The organism is Pseudoalteromonas sp. 0802 (genome assembly GCF_013350085.1).
Classification (GTDB): domain Bacteria; phylum Pseudomonadota; class Gammaproteobacteria; order Enterobacterales; family Alteromonadaceae; genus Pseudoalteromonas.
The window spans coordinates 130,396-151,390 of sequence record NZ_JABVXE010000003.1 but is presented as its reverse complement, the minus strand read 5'-3'; the positions used below and the strand labels follow the sequence as shown (position 1 = coordinate 151,390).

Below are 20,995 nucleotides of genomic sequence, written 5' to 3'. Positions count from 1 at the left end.
ATCACACCACCAATAGCTTTTACCTATCATACTAATACAAACAAACGATTGGAGCTATCGAAAATTTAATCGCATAATGGCACTCAACAAATCAAGAGGAATCAAAACAATGTTAAACAATATCGAAGGCCAAAAAGTACCAAACGTTACATTCGCAACACGTGTAGACGAGCAGTGGAAATCAATGACCACTGACGAAATTTTTAAAGGTAAAACAGTTGTGCTATTTGCATTACCAGGTGCATTTACACCAACATGTTCATCAACTCACTTGCCACGTTATAACGAGCTTGCGGCTGTATTTAAACAAAACGGTGTTGATGACATTGTATGTATTTCTGTAAACGATACCTTCGTAATGAATGCATGGGCACAAAACCAAGAAGCGCAAAATATCACTTTATTGCCAGACGGCAACGGCGAATTTACCGACGGCATGGGTATGCTAGTCGATAAAAACGACTTAGGTTTTGGTAAGCGCAGTTGGCGTTATTCTATGCTGGTAAAAGACGGCGTTATCGAAAAAATGTTTATCGAGCCACAAAAGCCTGGCGACCCGTTTGAAGTATCTGATGCAGATACCATGCTTGAGTACATTAACCCAGCACAGGTAAAACCAGAATCAGTGAGCATTATCACCAAGCCTAATTGCCCGTTCTGTACAAAAGCTAAAGCGTTACTAGAGGCGAAAGGTTATGTGTACGAAGAAATCGTATTAGGTCAACACGCTTCACTAACTAGTTTAAAAGCGATTTCTGGTCGTGAGACAGTGCCGCAAGTATTCATAGGCGGTGAGCACATTGGTGGCTCTGACGATTTAGAAAAACACTTTGCATAACTTTCAAGTTGGGGCTGCTAATTGCAGCCCTTTATTATTTTAAAACCACAACACATTGATTAAATTATAAATTACACAACTGGTCTGCTCTCGCCATCACCCGTATTTATATTCAAAATACCAACATCTTAGTTACCAATTTGTTACATAAAGCAAAGAATGAATCTAAAATGTCTGCAGCTACATTTACTTAAACCGTAACGAAATTAAGATGATTTAATTGGAATATACAATGAAAAAACTAACACAAGGATTGCTCCTTTCCTTGCTATGTTTCGGTGGCCAAGCTCATGCTGCGTCAACTGGTACTATCGATTTACTCACCCACCCTGTTGGCATTATCTGCCTTGTTATATTTATCTTTGCTTATGTGCTCGTCATACTCGAAGAAAAAATTCACTTACGCAAATCAAAACCCGTATTGGTTGCAGCCGGGATTATTTGGACCCTTATTGCTTGGCAGTACAGTGCACAAAACTTATCTGATCTTAGCACCGACGCATTTCGTCATGCCTTGTTAGAATTTTCGGAGTTAATGCTATTTTTGCTCGTTGCGATGACCTACATCAACGCCCTAGAAGAGCGTCGTTTATTTGATGGCCTAAGAAGCTGGCTGGTTGCGAGGGGCTTTAGCTACAAACAATTATTTTGGATAAGCGGTGTACTAGCATTTTGTATTTCACCTGTAGCCGATAACTTAACTACCGCCCTACTTTTATGTGCAGTGGTAATGAAGGTAGCAGCAAATGATAACCGCTTCATTGCTATGTCGTGCGTCAATATTGTAATAGCCGCAAATGCCGGTGGCGCATTCAGCCCATTTGGTGACATCACGACACTGATGGTTTGGCAAGCCGATGTTGTTGCCTTTACCGAGTTCTTTGTTTTATTTCTACCAGCTTTAGTCAGCTATATTATCCCTGCATTTGTTATGTCTTTATTTATCAATAACCGTCACCCGGATACGGCCGATGAAGATATTGAACTTAAACGCGGTGCGCTTCGCATATTGTGTTTATTCTTACTGACAATACTCACCGCGGTGGTGCTAAAAACCGCCTTTGGTTTACCGCCGGTTGTGGGCATGATGATGGGTCTTGGCTATTTACAGTTTTTTGGTTACTTCTTACGCGTGACACTCCCCGGCTCTCTTGCCAGAAAGCGCGCCATGGCAGAGCGCGAAGGTGATAAAGAACGCTTATCTCGCTTAGGTAATGTTGTTCCTTTTGATGTATTTAGCCGTGTATCGAGAGCCGAGTGGGACACGCTCTTGTTCTTCTATGGCATCGTTATTTGTGTTGGCGGCTTAGGGTTTATCGGCTACTTAGCTCTGCTTTCTGACTTACTTTATAACAACTGGTCTGCTACCGGTGCGAACATTATTCTTGGTTTAATGTCAGCGGTAGTCGATAACATTCCAGTGATGTTTGCAGTATTACAAATGATGCCTGATATGTCGCACGGTCAATGGCTGCTTATTACGCTAACAGCAGGAATTGGTGGCAGCCTGTTATCAATTGGCTCTGCGGCAGGAGTTGCACTAATGGGTCAAGCGCGAGGGATATACACCTTTAATAGCCACTTAAAATGGTCGCCGGTCATTTTACTAGGTTACTTTGCTGGTGTTTTAACTCACTTATACCTCAATACAGCCTACTTCGGCTAAGACTTAATAAAGTAAAAACCCTTATCACTTTAAGGGTTTTTACTTTAAAGATTCCACAATGAGCAGTTTATAAACAGCCATGTCGTAATAAGCTGTGTTTTTGTCGTAAAAAGTCAAGATTAAGGCAGGCGCTTTACTTTAGTCTAATAATTCACAAATAAGGTGAATTGAGGACACACATATGAGCCAAATGAATTCTGTTGCCATGCAAAATGGCAAGCTGCATGTAAAACAAATTGATATTCCAACTCCTGGACCCGGCCAAGTACTGGTAAAAAGCCTTGCTTGCGGTATTTGCGGTTCTGATATTCATATTACCCGCCACACCAGCGATGTATTCGATATCTATAAAAACCTTGGCATCATGGCTAAAGATGCAGGCGATGACCAAGAAGTATTATTAGGCCATGAGTATGCGGCAGAAGTTGTTAGCTACGGTCCAAATACTAAAGGCGAATTAGCTAAAGGCACCCGTGTAACCTCAGTGCCAATTTTACTTTCTGCCGGCGGCGCTGGCGTAGGTGTAACCCCAGGGCTATATGGTGCCTATTCTGAATACTTTATTGTTGATGAAGCCTTGCTATTACCTATTCCTGATACTGTTCCATCAGAAGCGGCAGCCATTACAGAACCACTTGCTGTTGGCCTGCACGCAGTGAACCGCGCACAAATGAATAATGATGATGTTGCCATTGTGGTTGGCTGTGGCCCAATTGGCCTTGCCGCGATTGCCGCGTTAAAGCTTCAAGGCGTAAAACACATCATTGCCTCTGATCCACAAGAGAGCAAAAAACAAATTGCCCTTGAATTTGGCGCTACAGAATATGTTAACCCTATGGCGGATGATGAAGTTGCTACAGCCGCAGCACTTGCGAGTAACAACAAGGTCGTTATTTTTGAATGTGCCGGTGTAAGCCGCTTATTGAACGACTACATTTTACGTGCACCAGCAAAAGCAAAAATCGTTGTAACGGGTGTACATACCGCGCCACTAAACGTTAACTTTGCCTATGCTACAGTGAAAGAGTTAGACCTTATTTTCTCTTATTACTACCAGCCAGAAGAGTTTGCACAATCACTTGAGAACATCGCGTCAGGCAAAATTGCATGGCAAAAAATGCGCACAGGTAAAGTCGGCATAGACGGCGTACAAGGTGCGTTTGATACCTTATTTAAACCAAACGACCATATCAAAATCATCATTGAACCATGGCGCACAGGCGAGCTTGAAAAAGTAACGGGTTAATTTAGTTTATAGCTCGATAGCAGGAATTACATTTGCCTGCTCAAGAAAATGATCACAACGAGCATTAACTATATCAAAGTAATGCTTTAAATATGACACTTGTGATTCTGAAGGGCTATCAACAAGCGATATTGCCTGTTGTAAATTATTTTTAATACTTGTCGCTATTTTAGTTAGATGGCTTTGTAATAACTTTTTTGAAATTCCATTTTCATCTGCAAAGTCAACTAACTGATAGGCATTAATTGCATCAGGGTTAAACTCATCTCCTATACTCATAGCTAGATCCTGTTCAAACTCTGGATACATTTTAACGTTTACTAAATCATAGAATGGCGCTGGGGTTAGACCTGATTTTTGCACAAAAAAGCTAAAGTTTTTGCCATGTGCATCTGAGTTGTAGATACAAAGATTAAATAACGCCCACTTTAAAATTTCAATTTTTGCTGCTATTGGGTTTTCGCAGAGTTCAGATAGCGCAAACAATTTTTCAAAGCTTGCACCATCGCGAATGTGACGAACATCTCGCTGCTTACCTAAATTTCTTTCGTACTTTTTATCAACTCCTAGATTACAAGCTTGGCATGCATCAATCATATGCCTGCGCTTTACACTTTCAGGGCTAAACAATTTTCTATCAAACCTTTCTACAAGTAACGCAGGGTGGTGATCAAAATATTTAAGTTCAACCTCTGCAACACTTAACCCAGCTAGTTTTGCAAGTTTCATTGTTACAAATTCATTTATAACAAGATGCTGCTGATTATTCTTTTCAAACTTAATAATATGGGTAGAGCAAAGGTCTCCTTCACCAAAACCTAACTTGCTATCAACTGACAATACATTTAATTTTGATTGAACACCTGCTACTGACAATCTTGGTTTGCCGTCCCAGACTTCCAAATGCCATAGTTGAGGATCAGATAACCTTTTGATCAGTTCAGCATCACTAATAGCGATAAAGTTACTTTTTACTTTATCGTTTAAAGCACCTTCAGGTAAAAACATCATAGCCCCAGAGGTATCTTTACCAATTCCACCGATCTGAGCAAATACATTCGTCCGTGATACCCCTAAGTAATCTATTAAATAATCTAGGCCCTTATTTTCGGGTAGTAAGTTTTGTAAAAAACGTCTGATATTGACAGAAGGTATATCGTGCCCAAAAGGTAAATGAGGAGATATTGGAAAGCCTTCATCCACCCACTCTTGTTGATAACTCAATGATAAATTATCGCTTTCTCTAGAAAGATGTAATTTACCAACCAGCTTTTGGCTATAAATTATGTCGAGTGTATATCTATCAAACCCAGACGTCATTCTCATCCTCCAAAGGTGAGTTAGCTGTGCTACCACTTTGCCATGGCTCAATTGATATCTTTACGCCTAATGCCGAGACAACTTTCATTAACGAGGCCACTTTTACATCAGCACTACCTTGTTCAATATTTATGTATGTCTGTTTTGATATACCCGAAAGTAATGCAGCGTCAGTTTGCGTGATATTGCTTTGTGTTCTTTTCGCTTTAATAACGTCACCAAGTAAAGAAGGTGTGAACGCCCTACTTAAATCTGGGGATTTACTCGCTTTAACTTTCTTTGCCATCACAATCTCGATTTGAACAATGCTTCTATTAAAGTCTAACCTATCAGACTTTAATTTCAACCTACACCATAAAACCAAATAAAGTCTAGCAAAAAAGACTTTTACAATTTAATTACTTAAAAAACCAAATAAAGTCTAAGTAAGTAGACTTTATATGCAAAAAATTACAATACCTTTATTAAAGTCTATTAAAATAGACTTTAATAATTTTCACTATTACTTTGTCAATAGTGATTATATTTTGGTTGAAATTATTAGGGGGTGATATTCAAAAAGTGAGATTTGGTAGCCCCTACAGGAATCGAACCCGTAACTGCCCCTTAGGAGGGGGCCGTTATATCCATTTAACTAAGAGGCCACTCAAAAGCTGAGTTAAAGCTTACAGCTTACAGCTTACAGCTTACAGCTTACAGCTTACAGCTTACAGCTTACAGCTTACAGCTTACAGAAAATTATAACGGTCTAAGGCTTTGGTAATCAAGAGAATAAACCAATCGACTTGTTAGTAAGTCGATTGGCAAAATAATGAGGTTAGTTAACGCTAGCCGTTGCTGATTTGATTGACTCATTTTTTAGCACAAAATAAGGGATCACTTTTTGTGCGCTGGCAATAACCAGCTTTGAGTTTAAGTTAATTACTCGAGCATTCACTTCAACACCATTTGGACGGTATATAAGCGTGCCTGTAAGTACATGGCTCGCGATGCGACGCTCGGCTAACTCTTCTACATCTCGCGACATCACAAAATCACCACGTGAGGTCACACTAATGATATCCATCGCTTTAAAATCAACAACGCCAAAGCCAAATTTTTGCAGCTGGTGCATCATTGTTTCAGAGAGTTGATTACCAAGTTGAGAGCTATTTTTTAGGCTCGCATCTAAATCAACAAAGCTAGTTATGGCTATTCCTAACTCGCTTTCTTGCTGCATGGTATCCACTAACTCAAGGGCCATTTGCTCGACATAATTAACAACGGTTTTATGATGTTGATAAGGCACAAATAAACGATGGTTAGCGTTATCCTGCTGCATATCATTTTGTTCAAGCGCTTGAAGCATAGCAACGTAATCGACTTGAGTATTTGCTGATGCAGGTACATTTTGAGCTGTATTTTGCGGCTCTGCTGATTGCTCTGGCAGCAATTGGCAGCCAGATAGTGCGAGCGTTAACGATGCTAAGATAAAACCTTTCATAGCTTACTCACTTGCTTGTTTTAGTGTAATACCATCACTGCGGTTGGTACTATCAAGGGCATCAACCACTGATTGCGGGATAAAACCTTGCGCTGACCCTACAACTGCTTTGCTTGCTAAACCAACAATTCGGGCATTAACGAGCACACCACTTTGATGATTAACCAAAGTACCTGCCAATACATAATTGAAGTTTTGATCTTGGCTTAGCTCTAAATAATCACGACTGAAAACATAATCACCACTTGGCGTAACACGCATATAATCTGTGGTTTTAAAATCAATGACAGGCACACCAAACGCATGAAGTTCATGAATAAAACTTTCGGCAATTTGATTACCTAGCAAATTCGTTGAGTTGTAATCTGCATCAAGGTATATGAAGCTTGAAACAGCAACCGGCGTGCTATCGCTAACATATTGCAAGTTTTCAACAAGATCCTGCATGATGCCACGCACATAGTGATTAATATTTTTACGCGTTGGTGCTGCTGTAAAGGTGCTGTTATTCATCACCGCCTGATTGGTTTGAAACACACTGTCGTTACTATGTGGCGCGGCGACTTCTCTTTGCGCAGCTAACTGAGGATCATTATCGTGTTGTGTTACATCACCAGTTAACATTGACGAGCAACCAAAGCCAAAAGGCAAACATAAAGTTAAAATTAAACGTTTCATTAAATGAGTTCCTCTTAATATTCGCTTCGATACAACTGGCCATCACGTTGCTGAACTTTTTCAGCGCCCCACATTACATTGATAGGGATCTCAGTGCTTGCTGCTGACACAATTCGCAGATCTTTGGTATTCACTAATCGGGCATTTACTATGTAGGCATGTTGTTGCCGCGTCAGTGTGCCGGTAATAACAAAGTCAATATTCTGACGTTGACGTAAGGTATTTACATCACGACTTAGTACACTATCGGCCGATTGCTGCACATTTAAAGTATTTTCTAATCGATACTCAATGGTATGAAAACCAAGCTGAGTAAATTGCGTTAATAAACTTTCTTGAATTTGCTGACTCAAGCCACTGCCCTGATCTTCAGCTAAATCAGTACCTAAGCCATCAGCCATATAAAAACTGGTTACAGCAATACGTGCATTGCCTTTGTAAGGGCCTTGAATACGGCTCAGCTGACTACTTAAATCAGCAACGTATTGATGCACCGTATAAGGTGCCATCGGCGATTTTGGGGTTTCTCTAGGGGGCGTTTTTTGTGGCTCTTCAGTTAAGCTACAACCCACCAACACTAAAAAAACGGAATAAAATAACAGACGCATAATTGCCATCCTCACTAAACTTAGTAAGTACAAAGCAATAATTATGCCTAAGTATTATTGTTGATGAGATAAATCAAGCGGATTCTGTACATAATGTGATACCAAGCATGCCACCCCGACTGATGCTAACTTTTTACAGTCATTAGCTGCTTGCTGCTTTTGTTGATATGCACCAATTTTCAAACGATGAAAAGTGCTGCCATTCACTGTTACTGACTCTACATTAGCAATAAACTGGCCATTAAATAGCGCCGGCGCTTGTTTTTTAATTTCAGCAAGGCGAGCTGTTAGTCGAGGTAATTCTGTTACGGAAGCAAGTTGTAGTGCAAATTTGGCTGTAGGCTCAGCTATAAACTGAGGTGCGGTTACGGATGACTTTTTAGTCTTTTCAGGCTCAGTTTGCTGCGCATTTAGCAAAGTAAGTTGTTCAGTGAGTAAGGTTAACTCACTTTCTATTGTCAGCAAGCGCTCAAGCTCTGGCTTCATCGCTTGGAATTGCTGATGCGACTGCCTCAGCTCTATAAGCTCTTGCTGGCTAATTTTTACTAAGTTTTCTTCACTCACTTGTGGCTCTGACATGCTTTGGCAACCAATGATAGGAGTAACCAGTAAGACTAACCATACTTTCTTCAGATTTTGAAAAGTAGTAAAAACCATAATTTGCTCCTTGCTAGTGTTGAACATGCTGTTCTGTTACATGGCATTTAATTGCTTGTGATATTAGCTGCACACATTGCTGCTCAAGCTCGTTTGCAGACTGTGGGTCAAAGCCAATCGCAAGCGTGTAGTGTGCATTTGCTTTATCGTGTATATAAAAAGCGTTATGTAACCCTTGCTGTAACAAACGCTGTTTCACCAATGAGTAATACACTTTTAAAATTTTCAGTGAATTAAACTTGCCAATACTCGCTATATATCCTTGGCGCTTTTCGAGTGGTCGCAAAGTAATATCAACCCCCACCAGCACATCACCTTTAGGCGATAATTGTATTTTGTGTGTTTGAGCACTGGTCAGTGATTTTTGCTCTTGGTATTGCTTATCAACAACCGCTTTATACTTACCGGGTTTAATATCAGTAAACAAGTAATAGCCATCATAAGCCGCTTGCGTAGTAGCTACATCATTACCTTGTTCATCCACTAAAGTAATTTGGGCATAAGGTTGAACATTAGAGCCTTGCTCTGTTTGCTGATAAACAGTACCTTCTATTTCGCTGGCATTATTTACTGGGTAATCCATGTACTCAACAAAACCTGCTCGTGGTGTTATGGAGAAACCATCGTGGGCGGGGATCATAAAAGGGTCAGAAAAGCTGTCACGATCGAGCACTATATCTGTTGTGCGATTAGCTGGCATAGCTGAAAGAATCGCAATACCTTGTTCATCGGTAATAGCTTGGCGATAATTTTGTAAGCCTTTTACTTTAACACCCGCCAAGCCTTTTTCATTGTAGTCTTTAAGGCCATTATCATTTTCATCTAAAAACACATTAACCATCAAGCTACCAGTATTGGTCAATGTTCGATTACTCATAAATGGCTGATTATATTGACTATCAAAACCAAAACTAAATCGACTATTTAAGCGAATTTGCCATTGATCATTGCTGTCGTAATTAACATTACTGCTTAAGTTAATCCTGTCATTTTGCCACGTTAATCCTAATTCGGCAGACTGAACATCGTAATCTAGAGAATCCCTTAAAGTTAGTTCTGTTTGTAAGCTTGGGCCTAAACTTCTGCTAAACTCAGCTTCATAACTCACTATTTCACTAACCGGAGAGAGTCGATAATTAACCCCAAATCGACTATACACTCTACCTAGGCGTGTTTGTAAACGCGTCGTGCCATCAACACTTTCTTGCCCAACACTTAAGTCTTGCCACTGCAATAAATTATTTATAGAGACGTTTGCATAGTTGTAATTTAAACGGTTATAAATTTGCTTTAAATCACCACTTTGTGCGTGTTGAATCAGAAAGTTATTCTGATAATTGAGCCGCCCAAAATCATTTTTCATCAGCTCACCAGACATATCAAACTGATAGCTTTTCAGCGTTATATCTCGACCATTCTGATTATCAGTACGGTTCGTTGCGCTGAATAGCAAAGACTGATCAGCCAATTTAGTTCTTGTTGTTAATTCAAATTCTCTTTGTTGTTGATTGTTTTCTTCATATTCCAGATTAACCAAAAACCTGTCTAACAAGCTAAGGTTCGTTCCTAGAGCAACATGATATAGCTCATCTTGCTCTCGTTTTTGCGCCATGAAGCCTGAATACATGGCAATGTTATCACTCACACCATATTGGTATCGCCCTGCAGCAACCCAGCCCTTGTTGGCACTGTAGTTACTGCTGCCAAGTAACTGCTCACCTTGCTCTGAAACAGAAAACTCATAAACAGCTTCCCCTTGCTCAAGCTGCGTGCCATCAATGTAGTAATATTCAGTTTTTCGCTCTACTTGTCCTTGTGGGCCATAAAAGATCAACTCAAAGCTGTTTTCACCAAACAGTAAATCAATATCAGCAAAAACATAGCGACCATCAGTCAAGCTCAGCTGCTGATCAATTAAAATGCCATTACGATATAATTCAACATCCCAACCTGGCTGTACTGCACCAGTTAGATTCACCCGATTATTATCAATAGCTTGCCCTAGTTGATAATTCGAAATTTTAACCCCGCGACCGTATTGGTTGTTATAACGGCTGCCAACTTGCGTAGCTGTGACATCACCTACTTCAATAAGACTTGCAGCAAGTGGACCTAATAATTGATTATTCACATCTTGCTTGGAGAAAGTTAGCCTTGAGTTATTCAATAAATCACTTTCACGACCCGATAAAAAGTATTCCATCGTTAAATATGCAAAATCTTGCGAGCCAAGTAATGAGTAACTAGCCTGACTGCCATCATTATCTTGGGTGTAATTCAATTGTAAGTCAGCCACAGGGACAGATAAGGCCTGATATGGGCTTGGTTTCCAAGGTAAGGTTGCTTGTTTTTGAGTACTATAGCTTTGCAGTTGTTTTTTGTGACGCTGCGCTTGGGCGACAACCGGATAAACAGACTCAGTTTCAATATGTAGCTCTAAGCTTGCGTAGTCAGAGCGGTGCTTAAATTCTAAAGCCTCTGCCAGTACTGCTGCCTCAATATAAATATCATCGTCAACACTAATTTGTTGCTCAGTAAGCTGCCACTTTTTGTTATCTGTAATCAGCTCTTTTTGAGCTGTTAATTGAAAGGTTTTATTAATGTTGATGAACCAACCTTCTGCACTCTCGGCTGATAAATCGACATTGATTGCTAATTGTAATATATCAACTAGCCCTGAAAGCCCTAGCAATATGTCTTGATCAGACTTAAGGGCAAAAATCTCACCGAGGTAATTTTCATTTAAATAAATTGAAAATAGCAAAAACTCCCCAGTCGCAATTCGCTGCTGGGTGTCTGCAGAATGATTGACAGCAGGTGTATGCTTTGATTGTGGAGCATGAAGCTGCTCGCCATTTAGCTTAGCCTTTATGGCATTGAGTCTAGCTAGTACATCCTCTGTACTCACAGTCGAATTAGCAAAGCTAATAGGGCTTAATAGCATAAGCCCTAACGCAAATAAGCGATTCATAAGTTTTTTCGCATTAATCCCTAATGTCGAATAGCAAATGAATATGAGTCAAAAACTATACCTTCATACTCATCAGCACCTTCATATTTAATCTCAATAGGCCCTTTCTTCGGTAGTTTTTTATCGGTAAATAGAGCTAGGTAAGCTGTTGTTTCATTGACTTCAGGGTACAAACTCAAGTTACCAATTTCAGCGATTTTCTCTTGTTTACCCGCTGTATTAGTTGCATACGCACTGAGCCTCCCATAACTACTAAAGCCTTGGCTTTCGGTTAACTTAACTGCAAGACTAAGTTTTTTATTAATAGAGTCTTCAACCAGCTTAACGTCCCTAATTTTAACATTCGGTTGTTCGCCTTGCTCACGATATACAACTGGAATACTAAAACTCATTATCATGTTCACTTTAATACCTGGTTTAGTGCTTTTCACTTCATTGGGTAATGCTTGAAACAATAAGTGAGAACGATACTCCCCTTTAGCCAAATTCTTAGGCTTTCTAATCGCTATTTTAACCGTTTGCCTTTCGCCCGGTGCTAAGCGAATTTGCTTTGGGGATAAACGCGTCATTGGTGAAAGGCTCCTTGCTACAGGCTCACTCAATGTTTGATACCCCCCACTAGGAAGCGCTAATTTTTCGCTCCATACCACGCGATATGTTCTATATTCATCAGAGCTATTAATGACGGTGACTTTTGCGCTACGTTGGCGCTCATCAAATGAAACTCGAGTTGGTGAAATAAGTAAATTTGCCGTTGCGTATTGACTGAATAAAACAAAAAAGAGTCCACATAAAAGACGTTTTGCGAACATATCTATCCTTAGTAATCGACTGATATTTCTAAATAAGTTGAAGAAGAGTAATGACCATCTGCGTATGCTTTAGCGCTACGATCTGTTGTTAAAATACCGCCAATAAATACTTTTGCCTCACCAAACTCATTGGTGATCACATATTTAGGAAAACCATTAAGGCGCACAGAAAACTCAGCACTCGTGTTGCCGTCTACATCATGTATTAAGTCAACTGGAGCAACTAGATTCATAGTTAGTTGGGTTCTGGCAGGAAAGTCAGTAAGTAATAATTCTGCAGGGTGGCCATTTTCAAGTACATAAACTGAGCCCTGAGTATTGATACTGCCATCATCTTTGACAATTACAGAGCTGGTATTTGTATTAGCTAAAATAACAAGAGTGCCAAAATCAAGCGCTTGTTGCTCTGTGCTCGCTGCTTGTAGAGGCAAAGAGAAGACAGAAAATAGCACACTGGCTAAAAGCAAAAAGCGCATAAAAATTACCTAAAATAATTAATAAGCGACTTCGATTTGAAAAGTCCCCGCATAAACACCATCAGCATAAGGCTTTGTGGTAGTACGATCCGATGTATCTAAGCTTGCGCCAATATTGAATGACACAGTACCGTCTTGCGCAACCTGTAAGTTAGGTGTACCAGAATTGTAGTTCGCATTTGCGTTTGGCCCGCTAGTAATAACGAATAACCAATTACCAATTTCAAAGTCAGGACGGTCAGTATCTTGTCCATCTTCAAATTCTAATTGAGTCTGAGTAGGCTCAGTAATCGATAAAATAGCATTTGGAACAGCTTCAGACACAGTAAACGCTGCAGGCTCGCCATCTTCAATAACAGCAAATAAAGCGTTTTCTGTATTATTGGTACTTACTGATATTGGACTAGCATTTGGTGTCGCATTAACTGTAAGCCTTGCTCGATCGTTTCCAGATGGGTCTGCAACAGCACGAATAGTCCCAAAATTAAGGTCACTATCTTTGGTCAAAACAACAGTGTTTTGAACTGTAACTTCAGCACGAAAAGTTTCAGTAGCAGAAAAGGCAGTTGATGAGGCGAAAATAACACTAAGAGAAAGTAAAGAAAGAGGTAATTTCATATTAAGTCCTTATAATTAAATGGCTAAGCCATTTTTCTGTATCTTAAGCTTTATCGACCTCTAGAACAAATACTTTAAGATTAATTACCTAATTTTTAAGAGGAAAGATGCTTAAAGCATCTCTCCAATAAATGGTGCCGTCATACAGGTTTGCCCCATTCTTTTGGCTATCTCACAAAATGCAGTAGCCTGAGTATAATTTGCAAATGGACCAGCCCTCAACCCATACAAGGTTACACCTTTTTGCTCTCGTGTTTTAAAACGAAAATCAAGGCCATTTAAAACAGCAGGATAATCACGTTTGAGCTTTAAGACCTGATAACTAACTTTTTTCGGCGTTAAATATAAACCTAATTGCACACCCGCTTCAGCCGCTTTGTTTGCTGCAATAATCGCCTCAAGTGAGTCTGTTGATGATGCTTTCAGTACTTGCGTTTGTTCGCTTTGATGAATAATCACATCATTTTGTGGCTCTGCTGATTGCAGCGCAGTTAAATCACTATTAGCTGATAGCACTTCGATTAACAACGCAAGGTCTTTTTCCATGGCTGAAAGGCGCTCAATGCTCGGCTGTTGATTTTGCCACTCGGCAGCAAATTGCTGTACTTGCTGCTCAGTATAAGCTGGCTGAGTTTGCTCTTGGCTCATCATACATGCTGTCAAAGCAGTTAAGCTGATGGTTATCAGTAGATATTTAGAGAAAATAGAAAAATGCATGGTGACGTCAATTCTAAAAAACAGACTTAAATCTAAGCAATAAAAATGCCACCTTTAGAGTGAATATTTGACGCTAAAAATAAATTCGGTTGTCAGTGTAGTTGCTTACCCAGCAATCAATGCCTTGTCGTTTAATCGCTTCACAATCAGCTTTCGCGTTTTTCAAATACTTATAGCCACCAAACTTAAGTCGATAGTAGGTATGCTCATTTACATCAGCGACTTCAACATTAAGTATCGGCTTTCCTTGAAAAATACTGGGTGCTCGTTTAGCCATTTTCTTTAATGTATAAGCAAGACCTTGTTCCGTATTAACAGACGCTAATTGCAAAGCAAATGCATAGTCAGGTTTAACAGAGTCTTTAGAGTCGCTTGATACTGCTTGAGAAGTATCAGCCTGTTCTAGCACTGTACTGACAGGTTCACTTTGGGTTTGCGCCAACAAAAATGAGTTTTGCATTAGCGTTATATCACTAAGGTACTGAACAACATTGAAAACAGGAAGCTTGTTAAAAGAGATATCAGGAAATGCCTTATTACTGCAACCAGACACAGTCAATAACACCAACAGGTATATACTGTAACGCAAAGGTTTTAAGCAATATTTCATAAGTAGGATTCTTAAACGTACCATTAAAAATTTGCTTCTTTTTAAAGAAGTCTATCTGTTAGCACTTACCTATACAAAAACCATAAAAGTGATTTACGACATTGCATAAGAAAACTCTAACACATTATTTGTTATTATAATATTTTCAGTACAGTGCTTAACTAACTGCAATAAAAACTTAATGACACCCTAATACTTAAGTTTTCATATTAGACAACCTAAAGCAATAAAAATCCGTCTTTACATAGGTATTTTTATAAGTATAGCTGAGTTTAACTATCCTACAGGGGTAAATAAGCATCTCACTGATCTTTAATCTTAACAATGCGTTAAGACTTAGGTATATCAGAAAAATCCTTTATTGGGTAATAATCGACAATTGGAAGGAACATGTAAATAACAAAAAAGTGCCATATAGACACTTTTTTTACATAATTTTCAACTAGGTAATTTGAATTGCTTATTTAACCAGCGACTTTATGAAGTCTGTAAGCTCACCTTTGAATTCATCACGACGCAGTGCAAACTCAACTATGGCTTTTAAATAACCAATTTTGCTACCGCAATCATGGCTTTTACCCTTCATTGAGTAAGCATCAACAATCTCTTTTTCCATTAGCATGGCAATGGCATCTGTTAATTGGATTTCATCGCCTGCACCGGCTGGGGTTTTTGCAAGTAATGGCCAAATATTTTTGCTCAATACATAGCGACCCACAACAGCAAGATTTGATGGTGCTTGATCAACTGGAGGCTTTTCAACCATATTTAAAATAGCTGCGCTTTCACCTTGATTGATTTTTACATCACCTAAGTCGACAACACCGAACTTGTCTACTTCGTTTTTCGGCACAGGCTCAACCATAATTTGGCTCTCGCCGGTGGTTTCAAAACGCTGGATCATTTCAGCTAAGTTATCTTTTTTAAGGTCGCTTGCTACATCATCGATGATCACATCCGGTAAGATAACAACAAACGGTTCATCACCTATGATAGGTGCAGCACAGTTAATCGCATGACCAAGACCTTTCGCTTCCCCCTGACGAACATGAATAATTGTTACATCTTTCGGGCAGATTGATTGTACTTCTGCGAGTAACTGACGTTTAACACGCTTTTCTAGCGTTGCTTCTAACTCAAAACTGGTATCAAAGTGGTTTTCAATTGAGTTTTTACTTGAATGCGTTACTAAAACAATTTCTTTAATTCCTGCTGAAATTGCTTCATTCACAACGTACTGAATCAACGGGCGGTCAACAATAGGAAGCATTTCTTTAGGGATTGCTTTTGTTGCAGGTAACATACGTGTGCCAAGACCAGCAACTGGGATCACTGCTTTCATTGATTTCTCCTTAAATTTTATTGTTCTTAAACTGAAAACGGATACTTAATTGCATCGTGACACTGATAACCTACTACTTCAAAATCGTCTTTTGTAACCCAGGTTTCAATGTCTTCTAGTGATTTAATATTTGGGTTTATTTTTAATTCTGGCGACGCGAATGGCTCACGCTTAAGCTGCACATCACGCATCAACTCAAGTTGGTTTTCATAAATATGCGCATTCGCTATTTTATGATACGCCTTACCCGGTTTGTGGCCGGTGATTTGTGCAACTAAAGCAAGTAACACAAAACATTGAATTTGATTAAAGTTCAAACCCAGCGGCACATCGCAGCTACGTTGGTATGATGTTAAGTATAGGGTATCGCCCAATAAAGAAAAGGTGTGCGTATGCATACAAGGGCGTAAACAACCTAACTCAAACTCACCTGGGTTATAAAAAGTGACGATTTCACCGCGATCATCAATCCCTTTTGATAAGTTATCGATAACTTTTTTAAGTTGATCAAGGTGGCTGCCATCCGGACGTTGCCAACTGCGGCCTTGCACACCATACACTCGACCCATATCATCTTCACCACGGCGATGTGGGTTTTCTAGCCAAGCTTTGTTTTCGTTTGCGTTAGCATTCCAAGTCATACAGCCGATATCACGAAACTGTGCAGCGCTGTCGTAACCACGTAAATAACCAAGTAACTCCGCTATCGCCGCTTTGTAAAAGCTCTTGCGCGTTGTTATTAGCGGAAACTTATTATTTGCCACATCATATTCAAGATCGGCATTAATAACGGTTAAACACTTGGTACCTGTGCGTTTGTTCTCAACCCACACACCTTCGTCAACAATACGCTGACATAAATCTAAATACTGTTTCATTGATTTGCTCTTGTTATGCTTTGCTTGCCACGCTGTGTTGCGGCTTTTTATAGGCCCATATTAACAAACCAAGGCCACCAATTACCATCGGCAATGACAGTATTTGCCCCATCGAGATAAAGCCTGCGAATAAACCTAAATGAGCATCTGGTTCACGGAAATATTCAACAATAAATCTAAACACGCCATAGCCAAGTAAGAACACCCCTGCAACACTACCCGCTGGACGAGGCTTTTTGATAAACCATTGTAAGATTAAGAACAGCACCAAACCTTCTAAAAAGGCTTCATATAATTGTGATGGATGACGAGGCTCTGGGCCACCTGATGGGAAAATAAACGCCCAAGGTACATCAGTCACTCGGCCCCATAGTTCGCCATTAATAAAGTTACCAATACGTCCGGCTAGTAAACCAAGCGGCACCAGTGGCACTACAAAATCGCCCACTTCAAATAATGATTTTTTACGTGTCCAGGCAAAAATAGCAATGGCTGTAATCACACCTAGCGTACCGCCATGGAACGACATACCACCTTGGTCAATTCTGAATAAGTACAGTGGGTTTTCAATAAAGTAGCTGAACTGATAAAACAATACATAACCAATACGGCCACCGAGTATTACCCCGAGCATGCCGTAAAATAATAAGTCACTAACTTGTTCTTTTGTCCAACCTGAGTTTGGTTTTTCTGCTTGACGATTAGCAAGCCACATCGCCAAAGCAAAACCTATTAAATACATTAAACCGTACCAACGTACGCTGAGCGGGCCTACCGAAAAAATAACCGGATCGATATCTGGAAATTGAAGAGCCATAAAAATAAAAACCTTTAACTAAACACCATTTTAAGCGCAATTATGACAAGTAATAGCGCGAATACTTTTTTTATTGTTGCCACAGGCAAGTAATGCGTGGCCTTGGCACCTATTGGCGCAATGAGCGACGAGGTAACCACAATCCCGACTAACGCAGGTAAATACACAAATCCGGCAAATCCATCACTGAAAGATGTTAATTGCCACCCAGCAGATACGTAACCCACCGAGCCGAACAGCGCAATGACAATACCACATGCAGCAGCACAACCAATGGCCTTTTTAATATCAACGGAAAAATAATGCAGTAGCGGCACAATAAGCGCTCCACCACCAATACCAATTAGCCCTGACAGCGCTCCCATTATGGCACATAAAAAGCCAAGAATAGGCCCTGATGGCAGCGGCTTTTCACTGGCGGCTTTTTTACGTGTCGATAACACCATTCTAAGTGCGATAAACACCACGCTACCGGCAAAAACAAAGCGCAGTAGCTGCTCTGGGATAAAGCTTGCTGCAAAGCCACTGATCAATGCGCCAAGGCCAACGCCAGTCATAACCCAAGGAGCAATTTCCCAAGGCACGTTAGCATTACGATGATGAGCAAAGGCTGAAGAAGTCGAGGTAAAAATAATGGATGCTAACGAGGTTGCTATCGCGATAACTAATACATGGCTTGGGTCGGCAACATTAAACGACACTAATAGCGCACTAAGTACTGGCACGATTATAAGACCGCCACCAATACCTAATAATCCTGCTAAAAATCCAACCACGCTGCCCAAAATTGCGCAGTACACCATTAAAAGTATTACGTCATGCATAGCACACTCATATATTCAATTTGTTATATACATATACTAAACTAATATATATACCCAAACCACCTCAAGATGCGAGTTTCAGTTGGAATTAAAAGCGATTTAGGCAAGGCATTGATTGCAAGTAATAGTGGTTCACAGCACAATTTTCCCTCATGATTGACCTTGGCTTGGGGTGTAAAAAAGCTCACCGAGTTGATGTTCGATCATAAAGTTACGTGTCAACCTAAGTACATGCTTTGCCGTTGGTTGTAATAAGCACTCTGCAAGTAACTTTTCCATATCACTGACATTTAATCGCCTAAGCACAAACTTAATTTTACTAATCGAAGCGTAGTTCATGCTCAAGCTTCGATAACCCATCGCAATGAGCAGTAAAGCGCCTTCTGGGTCGCCCCCTAACTCACCACATAAACTAAATGGCAACTCATGTTGCTGACACTCTTGTGCTATTTTTAACAGCACTCTAAGTACACTTGGGTGATAAGGGTTAAATAGCTCAGCAACGCGGGCATTAGAGCGATCAACTGCCAGCATATACTGGGTTAAATCGTTGCTACCTACAGAGCAAAAATCGACTTTTTGCGACCACTCTTCAAGCATAAATACACTTGAAGGTACTTCTAACATCACACCAATTTCAGGGCGCTCAATGGCTTGTTCAGGGTATTGCTCACTTAACTCAAAATAGGCTTGTTCGAGCAATTTTAACGATTCATCCACTTCTTCTGAGCCACTGATCATCGGCAGCATGATTTTTAAATTACCCAACCCAATATTGGCTTTTAACATTGCCTTGAGCTGATCTAAAAATAGCTCAGGATGATCTAAGGTCACGCGAATACCACGCCAACCTAAAAATGGATTTTCTTCTGTTATATTGAAGTAATCTAAAACTTTATCGCCACCAATATCGAGTGTACGCATCACCACAGGATTAGGATGGTAACTAGTGAGCACTTCACGATACCAGCTTTCTTGTTCTGACTGTGAAGGAAATTGGCCTTTTTGCATAAACCAGGCTTCGGTGCGATAAAGACCTACCCCATCGCAAAATGGCTTATTGTCATGCTCGGTATTTAATTCAAGACCCGCGTTTAGTAGCAAGCTAATGTGTTCGCCATCTTTAGTGATGGCATCTAGGTTTTGCTCTGCTACAAAACGGTCGTTCAATAAGGCTTCTTGATATTTGAGCTGACTGTATTCCTCTTGCAGCATTTGTGAAGGCGAGATATATAAACGCCCTGCATAGGCGTCTAATATCATTTGCTTGCCTTCAAACTGCAATAACGGCACATCTTCAATGCCCCAAATTGCAGGGATCCCCATAGCACGAGTTAAAATTGAAGCATGACTATTTGCCGCACCATTAACACTCACAACCCCAGCAAGGTGCCCTTTCGGTACTTCAGCAAGCATTGCGGGGGTTAATGTACCGGCAATTAAAATAGTGTCTTTAGGGTAAGGTTTTGCCGCATGCTCAGTATTAACTAAGTGATGTAAAACCCGTAAACCAATATCTTTAACATCAACAGCACGCTCTTTAATGTAAGGGTCTTGCATGGCATTGAATTGAGTCACTAATTTCTCAATAACAATTTTCAGGGCGCTTTTAGCATTCCAGCCTTGTTGTAATTGTGCTTCAACATTTTGACCAAGACTTTTGGCATCAAGTAACTGCTGATAAACATCAAATACCGCCAGTGCCTCTTGCGGAATAGAGTCGCTCAGAGTCATAGATAAGGTATTAAATTCGTTACGCGTCGCAGCAACTGCTTGGGTAAATAGCTTACGCTGGGTGCTCACATCGTCGTCTTTTTGCAGTTCAATGGAGCTGAAGTCAAGTTTAGGGATCACCACAAAGGCTTCACCTATGGCAATACCTGGTGCACTTGATACCCCTTTTAATACTGAGGTTTGGTGTGAAAACTCATCGACGCGTAATATTTCTTTTATTTCTGCATGAGCTAACTGAGAAGCTAGCTGGGCCGAGAGCGTAATTAAGAATGACTCTTCGTCAGGGCTAAAAACACGGGCTAGTTTTTGTTGAACAACAATAACGCCTAAAACCTTTTTCTGGTGCACGACTGGCACAGATAAGAACGCGTTATAGCCTTCTTCATTGACTTCAGGTGAGAGTTTAAAGCGAGGGTGAGACTTTGCAAAAGCAATATTGATAGGCTCTTCACGCTGAGCAACAAGACCAACGAGACCTTCAGTAAAGCCTATACGAAACTTACCCACTGCATCTGGGTTGAGGCCTTGGGTGGCCATCAATACAAAGTTATCTTGACTATAATCTGCAAAATAAATCGAGCAGCACTGTGTTTGCATGGCATCTTTTACCATTTGCACAAAACACCCCAGCGCACTATTTAAGTCCGCCTGTTGCGACACTGCCTCAGCAATTGATCTGAGCGTGGCTAACATGATGCTG

General features: G+C 40.2%; 20 protein-coding genes and 1 tRNA gene. 3 read left to right on the top strand and 18 right to left on the bottom strand.

What is annotated here, in order from left to right:
* The first annotated feature begins 109 nt into the window (after positions 1–109).
* The 3 genes from HUS61_RS08350 to HUS61_RS08340 all read left to right on the top strand — a co-directional run bounded on the left by HUS61_RS08350 (position 110) and on the right by HUS61_RS08340 (position 3,750).
* Positions 110–838, top strand: coding sequence for a glutathione peroxidase (locus HUS61_RS08350; RefSeq protein ID WP_062566773.1), 729 nt, complete (start codon positions 110–112; stop codon positions 836–838).
* A 232-nt stretch (positions 839–1,070) separates the two neighbouring features.
* Positions 1,071–2,504, top strand: coding sequence for a sodium:proton antiporter NhaD (gene nhaD / locus HUS61_RS08345; RefSeq protein WP_082422933.1), 1,434 nt, complete (start codon positions 1,071–1,073; stop codon positions 2,502–2,504).
* Between the two features lie 181 nt (positions 2,505–2,685).
* Positions 2,686–3,750, top strand: a complete 1,065-nt coding sequence (locus HUS61_RS08340) for a zinc-binding dehydrogenase (protein WP_175082329.1) — start codon at positions 2,686–2,688, stop codon at positions 3,748–3,750.
* Positions 3,751–3,756: 6 nt separating this feature from the next.
* Here the strand turns inward: HUS61_RS08340 and HUS61_RS08335 are convergent, their stop codons facing one another.
* The 18 genes from HUS61_RS08335 to ptsP all read right to left on the bottom strand — a co-directional run bounded on the left by HUS61_RS08335 (position 3,757) and on the right by ptsP (position 20,988).
* On the bottom strand, positions 3,757–5,070 hold the full coding sequence (locus tag HUS61_RS08335; protein WP_175082328.1) for a HipA domain-containing protein: 1,314 nt from the start codon (positions 5,068–5,070) through the stop codon (positions 3,757–3,759).
* Positions 5,054–5,416 carry a helix-turn-helix domain-containing protein gene (locus HUS61_RS08330; RefSeq protein ID WP_220094658.1) on the bottom strand — a complete coding sequence of 121 codons (363 nt, stop codon included), beginning with the start codon at positions 5,414–5,416 and terminating at the stop codon, positions 5,054–5,056. Before HUS61_RS08330 ends, HUS61_RS08335 begins: the two co-directional genes overlap by 17 nt.
* Positions 5,417–5,639: 223 nt before the next feature.
* A tRNA-Arg gene (locus tag HUS61_RS08325) sits at positions 5,640–5,714 on the bottom strand.
* A 173-nt stretch (positions 5,715–5,887) separates the two neighbouring features.
* The gene (locus HUS61_RS08320; RefSeq protein ID WP_062566771.1) at positions 5,888–6,553 is read right to left on the bottom strand and encodes a FlgO family outer membrane protein; all 666 of its coding nucleotides are present in this window, start codon (positions 6,551–6,553) and stop codon (positions 5,888–5,890) included.
* Between the two features lie 3 nt (positions 6,554–6,556).
* On the bottom strand, positions 6,557–7,231 hold the full coding sequence (locus tag HUS61_RS08315; protein WP_175082327.1) for a FlgO family outer membrane protein: 675 nt from the start codon (positions 7,229–7,231) through the stop codon (positions 6,557–6,559).
* 14 nt (positions 7,232–7,245) lie between these two features.
* Positions 7,246–7,839 (bottom strand): FlgO family outer membrane protein, encoded by a 594-nt coding sequence (locus HUS61_RS08310; RefSeq protein ID WP_175082326.1) that lies wholly within the window; start codon positions 7,837–7,839, stop codon positions 7,246–7,248.
* A gap of 54 nt (positions 7,840–7,893) precedes the next feature.
* On the bottom strand, positions 7,894–8,496 hold the full coding sequence (locus tag HUS61_RS08305; RefSeq protein WP_165385088.1) for an SPOR domain-containing protein: 603 nt from the start codon (positions 8,494–8,496) through the stop codon (positions 7,894–7,896).
* A gap of 13 nt (positions 8,497–8,509) precedes the next feature.
* On the bottom strand, positions 8,510–11,467 hold the full coding sequence (locus HUS61_RS08300) for a hypothetical protein (protein WP_175082325.1): 2,958 nt from the start codon (positions 11,465–11,467) through the stop codon (positions 8,510–8,512).
* A gap of 20 nt (positions 11,468–11,487) precedes the next feature.
* A complete protein-coding gene (locus HUS61_RS08295; protein ID WP_175082324.1) occupies positions 11,488–12,279 on the bottom strand; it encodes a molecular chaperone in 792 nt (263 codons plus the stop codon).
* 8 nt (positions 12,280–12,287) lie between these two features.
* Positions 12,288–12,755 carry a DUF4402 domain-containing protein gene (locus HUS61_RS08290; protein ID WP_058586446.1) on the bottom strand — a complete coding sequence of 156 codons (468 nt, stop codon included), beginning with the start codon at positions 12,753–12,755 and terminating at the stop codon, positions 12,288–12,290.
* 18 nt (positions 12,756–12,773) lie between these two features.
* The gene (locus tag HUS61_RS08285; RefSeq protein ID WP_175082323.1) at positions 12,774–13,373 is read right to left on the bottom strand and encodes a DUF4402 domain-containing protein; all 600 of its coding nucleotides are present in this window, start codon (positions 13,371–13,373) and stop codon (positions 12,774–12,776) included.
* Positions 13,374–13,484: 111 nt separating this feature from the next.
* Positions 13,485–14,090, bottom strand: a complete 606-nt coding sequence (locus HUS61_RS08280) for an SPOR domain-containing protein (protein WP_175082322.1) — start codon at positions 14,088–14,090, stop codon at positions 13,485–13,487.
* 73 nt (positions 14,091–14,163) lie between these two features.
* Positions 14,164–14,700 carry an SPOR domain-containing protein gene (locus HUS61_RS08275; protein WP_175082321.1) on the bottom strand — a complete coding sequence of 179 codons (537 nt, stop codon included), beginning with the start codon at positions 14,698–14,700 and terminating at the stop codon, positions 14,164–14,166.
* A gap of 460 nt (positions 14,701–15,160) precedes the next feature.
* Entirely contained in the window at positions 15,161–16,042 is an 882-nt protein-coding gene (gene galU / locus HUS61_RS08270) for a UTP--glucose-1-phosphate uridylyltransferase GalU (RefSeq protein ID WP_175082320.1), read from the bottom strand.
* A gap of 26 nt (positions 16,043–16,068) precedes the next feature.
* Entirely contained in the window at positions 16,069–16,920 is an 852-nt protein-coding gene (locus HUS61_RS08265) for a thymidylate synthase (RefSeq protein ID WP_054562236.1), read from the bottom strand.
* A 13-nt stretch (positions 16,921–16,933) separates the two neighbouring features.
* Positions 16,934–17,737, bottom strand: coding sequence for a prolipoprotein diacylglyceryl transferase (gene lgt / locus HUS61_RS08260; RefSeq protein WP_054562237.1), 804 nt, complete (start codon positions 17,735–17,737; stop codon positions 16,934–16,936).
* 14 nt (positions 17,738–17,751) lie between these two features.
* Positions 17,752–18,561 (bottom strand): sulfite exporter TauE/SafE family protein, encoded by an 810-nt coding sequence (locus HUS61_RS08255; RefSeq protein ID WP_054554352.1) that lies wholly within the window; start codon positions 18,559–18,561, stop codon positions 17,752–17,754.
* 150 nt (positions 18,562–18,711) lie between these two features.
* Positions 18,712–20,988 (bottom strand): phosphoenolpyruvate--protein phosphotransferase, encoded by a 2,277-nt coding sequence (ptsP, locus tag HUS61_RS08250; protein WP_062566761.1) that lies wholly within the window; start codon positions 20,986–20,988, stop codon positions 18,712–18,714.
* Positions 20,989–20,995 lie beyond the last annotated feature (7 nt).